Source organism: Lacticaseibacillus salsurae, from assembly GCF_045862175.1.
Taxonomy (GTDB): Bacteria; Bacillota; Bacilli; order Lactobacillales; family Lactobacillaceae; genus Lacticaseibacillus; species Lacticaseibacillus salsurae.
In genome coordinates, this window is the sequence record NZ_BAAFZI010000109.1 from 1 (window position 1) to 2969 (window position 2969).

At 44.0% G+C, this 2969-nt stretch carries 2 protein-coding genes; both read left to right on the plus strand.

The annotated features are described in order from the left end of the window. Positions 1–490 (plus strand): transposase (locus tag ACKTSG_RS13905; protein WP_407895604.1); only part of this gene is annotated, 490 nt, incomplete at its 5' end. A gap of 264 nt (positions 491–754) precedes the next feature. Beyond that, complete coding sequence (locus tag ACKTSG_RS13910; RefSeq protein WP_407895606.1) at positions 755–1120, plus strand: hypothetical protein; 366 nt, start codon at positions 755–757, stop codon at positions 1118–1120. Positions 1121–2969 lie beyond the last annotated feature (1849 nt).

The following is a 2969-nucleotide window of genomic DNA, read 5'->3' on the forward strand; positions in this document are numbered from 1 at the left end:
CAAATGCGTCTACCACGAATTCAAGTATCAGGCCGCGTCATGGGGTAAAGCTCGCCGTGTTATCGTATGTTCTACTCATACGGCAGATGAGCTAGTTCCCTGGAACCACGCATTCGTAGTGACCAGCCTGGCCTCCGAGGCTCCAGAGACTTTGTTCAAGACCTATAGACAGCGGGGCAATGCTGAGAACCGAATTAAGGAGCTGAAATGCGGGTTTGGCTTTGACAAAACAGACAGCTCAACTTTTGCACGGAACACTGCACGAGCCTTGATCACCGGTATTGCCTATAACCTGGTTCAGCTCTTTAAACAGCTCTTTGTCTCGGAAGACCGTCGTTCAACCATCTCCTCGCTACGGTTCAGCCTCTTTCACATCGCCGGTAGGATTACTTGGCACGCCCGTCGTGTGGTGATTCATCTTGCTTCTAACTATGTTTACAAGAACTGGTTTAGTCGGCTCATGGACGAAGTCCATCAGTTGGCGACCTGAACTGAATAACTGAATAGGTCGTGCGTCGAGCCGAAAACTGGGTCGGTCTGTTCGTGGTGCATCGATCACCAACTTCTCCGCTCAGTCAGTATTCGCAACGATCCAAACGTTGCTTTCAGACCGGCCAGATGCGATTTCATGTCCCCAATACCGAGGTGAATAATCCAGGATTATCTTGCTATCAAATTCAGATACCTTGAAATTCCCACCGTGATTCTCGCTTATCGTCTCCATAGCTTCTTAAGCAATGATCAAGAATTCAATATGATCGAAAATTACCGTTCTATTGCCGACATCGCACTACCGGAACTGCAATCACTCATCATGTCTCTTAAGCCAGCGCAAATCCTTGCCGCGGGTGATAATAACCACGGCGCAATTAGAACAAACTACGACGGAGGATACTCGCAGAAGCCCGCCAGCAAGCAGCACCAGGCTGAAGTTCTGAAGCCACTTGGCATCAACTACCTTACTCCCAAAACTGGATTCTCCTATCTTCCTGCGCATACGTCGATTGACCACATACTGACAACTGAGTCTGTGACAGTCGAGAATTTGCATTATGAAGTACTTCCATCACAGAATCTTGATCACGCCGCTCTTACAGCTGACATTCATTTTGAACTCTAGCCTAAGAAGACAGTGTTTTCTATAAGGACGTGTTATACGTGTTTACTAGATTCAAGAGGCTTGATCTACATTTCACAACGTTGTCGCTGATACTGGGTACGGAAGTGAGGCAAATTATGATTACATCGTCAATGAGTATCACGCTACTCCTTTAATCCCGTTCACAATGTATCTCACAGAACAGTCTCGCCGCTACCGGACAGATTCTTCAAAAAGCCAAAATTGGCGATACGAAGGGGGCTTGGACCAATGCATCGACGAACACGGGGTTAGATTTCGGCGTTATGCTGAATACGATTGCACCGACAAGGCCACTGATATGACCCGTCACTTTATCGGCTATGAGGCCATTCCTGTTACGGATGAAGATCAGAATCAACGGTGCCTCACAACTGGTAGAAAACTGTGCTGCATCAGCATTAATCCGCATTGGGAAGCACAAAAGACCGCGATTCGAAAGCATCTTAGTGATGAGGACTTGGCGCTGTCTATGCCACACGGAATATCGAAGTCAAACCGGTCTTTGGCAACCTCAAGCGAAACTTGAACTTTATGCGTGCCTCTGTCCACGGTCTGCAGCCGGTTACCAATGGACTTGGAATTGCATTGACGGCGGACAATTTAACCAAGTTATCAATCCTAATTGAACAATACCCAGAACTTCTCAAGAGCTTGATTGCTTGGAGGTCTATTTGTTGTCCGCACAACAGCGAAATTTGGTCAAGTTATCGAAAAATCCTAAAAATAAGGAAAAATCCAATCAAACTTTCAGAAGAAATATGAAAGTTTGATCGGATTATTTTGTTGAGACCGAATTATGTCTCGGTCACTTTGTGTAGAATACAAAACTGCTAAAAACATGTAAAAGCATACAAACAATTCGTAAGCTATATACCCCGTCTGAATCCATTGTACATAAGAAGCACCCACAATGTGGATGCTACTTGTTGGTATCTGATTTTGCGGAAGCTTGTGCATCGAATTTAGCTTGTTCAGCTTCAAGAAATTGGCTCCATTCTCGATTATCCTCGTGAACTCTAAGAGTTTTTTGCGGGATCCATGAAATACCACCTAGCTTGTCATTTTGACTCACTACCTGCATTGTATCACCATAACCCTCAGATGCTTCAGAAACGGGTGCATCTTATTTATACACAATCGGATATGCAAAACGTTTGTACCCGCTTGTATGAAGCAATTCTTAACATTGAAACGCAACCTTAGCGCCAGAGATTACACCTTTTCACATCCTAACTTATTATCGGAGCACCGCAATAGGATCCTTACGAAACAAGCGCAAAAAAACACAGACGAATACCAATAATACCGCTGTTACGCCGTTTTCAATAATAACACCCATAAGAACGTTACCCTTGGAGAAAAGGAGCGTTGATATTCTAAATTGCAAAACAACACGCACCCAATCGGAGCACTGACAACCTTATGGCATTAGTATTGTCTTACATTTAGCACGCAGTATCACGATCAAAAAGAAGCTAACGCATGCCATGAAAAAAGCCACTCAATTGAGCAGAGCGTCTCCGCTTCAGTGCTGGCATTTTGAGTTGTGCATGATTATCTTGTAACGTCTGGTAATGTTTTTGGTAATATCTATATGACCAACTATGAACCCCAGTGACTTTCATGGGGTATAAAAAAAGGGGTCTAAAATTTTTGGTGTTGGAAGATAATCCTTCGCCAGGAGTTTTAGGCCCTTTTATATACTTGAATTTACAATTGAAGTGGAACATTAAGAAATAAGACTGACCCACTAGGAGACAGCGTAGAATGTTGTTTGTTGAGAACACCATTATACGGAGGTTTCCTAATGAGCCATTACAATCAGCTT